The organism is Labrys sedimenti (assembly GCF_034424805.1).
Classification (GTDB): Bacteria; Pseudomonadota; Alphaproteobacteria; order Rhizobiales; family Labraceae; genus Labrys; species Labrys sedimenti.
The window spans coordinates 1-1,517 of sequence record NZ_JAXOUF010000079.1; the positions used below are offsets into that span (position 1 = coordinate 1).

Here is a 1,517-nt window from a genome sequence, read left to right on the forward strand (position 1 = left end):
GGCCGTAACTATAACGGTCCTAAGGTAGCGAAATTCCTTGTCGGGTAAGTTCCGACCTGCACGAATGGCGTAACGATGGCGGCGCTGTCTCCACCCGAGACTCAGTGAAATTGAAATCGCTGTGAAGATGCAGTGTATCCGCGGCTAGACGGAAAGACCCCGTGAACCTTTACTATAGCTTTGCACTGGACTTTGAATTTGCTTGTGTAGGATAGGTGGGAGGCTTTGAAGCGTGGACGCCAGTCTGCGTGGAGCCATCCTTGAAATACCACCCTGGCAACTTTGAGGTTCTAACTCAGGTCCGTTATCCGGATCGAGGACAGTGTATGGTGGGCAGTTTGACTGGGGCGGTCTCCTCCTAAAGAGTAACGGAGGAGTACGAAGGTGCGCTCAGACCGGTCGGAAATCGGTCGCAGAGTATAAAGGCAAAAGCGCGCTTGACTGCGAGACAGACACGTCGAGCAGGTACGAAAGTAGGTCTTAGTGATCCGGTGGTTCTGTATGGAAGGGCCATCGCTCAACGGATAAAAGGTACTCCGGGGATAACAGGCTGATACCGCCCAAGAGTTCATATCGACGGCGGTGTTTGGCACCTCGATGTCGGCTCATCACATCCTGGGGCTGAAGCCGGTCCCAAGGGTATGGCTGTTCGCCATTTAAAGTGGTACGCGAGCTGGGTTTAGAACGTCGTGAGACAGTTCGGTCCCTATCTGCCGTGGACGTTTGAGATTTGAGAGGGGCTGCTCCTAGTACGAGAGGACCGGAGTGGACGAACCTCTGGTGTTCCGGTTGTCACGCCAGTGGCATTGCCGGGTAGCTATGTTCGGAATAGATAACCGCTGAAAGCATCTAAGCGGGAAACTAGCCTCAAGATGAGATCTCACTGGAACCTTGAGTTCCCTGAAGGGCCGTCGAAGACTACGACGTTGATAGGTTGGGTGTGTAAGCGCTGTGAGGCGTTGAGCTAACCAATACTAATTGCCCGTGAGGCTTGACCATATAACACCCAAACAATCTGACCGCGTGTCAGAGCGTGAGGAAGACGACGCCGAAAACGGGCGCGTGGGTTCGCAAGACCCCAAAGACGACACGTCTACTTCGATCACAGACCCAATTGGGCCAGCCAGGCAGCTCCATCGCCTGGCCAGCTCACCGAATTGCTTGACGAACATAGAGCATTGGAACCACCTGATCCCTTCCCGAACTCAGAAGTGAAACGATGCATCGCCGATGGTAGTGTGGGGCTTCCCCATGTGAGAGTAGGTCATCGTCAAGCGCCTAACACCCAGCACCCCCGCTCAGTTCAGTCTGACGGGGGTGTTGTCTTTGGGGCGGGACAAGTTTGGCTGAGGCAGGGCGCTGCTTTGATAGCCGATAGGCTGCGGAGTTGAGATTGCCCTCACCCTAGCCCTCTCCCGGGGGAGAGGGCCAGGCACCTTACAGCGACGTACGCGTCTTCTTCTCCGGATCGTCGAAGGTGATCGTGTGGGCGATGGCCGAGCACTGCACATTCTTGC

At 55.2% G+C, this 1,517-nt stretch carries 2 rRNA genes; both read left to right on the top strand.

From position 1 onward, the window contains the following. Positions 1-999, top strand: a 23S ribosomal RNA gene (locus U1R88_RS35470); the annotation flags it as partial. 161 nt (positions 1,000-1,160) lie between these two features. Further along, positions 1,161-1,276: ribosomal RNA gene (gene rrf, locus U1R88_RS35475) — 5S ribosomal RNA — on the top strand. Positions 1,277-1,517: the final 241 nt, after the last annotated feature.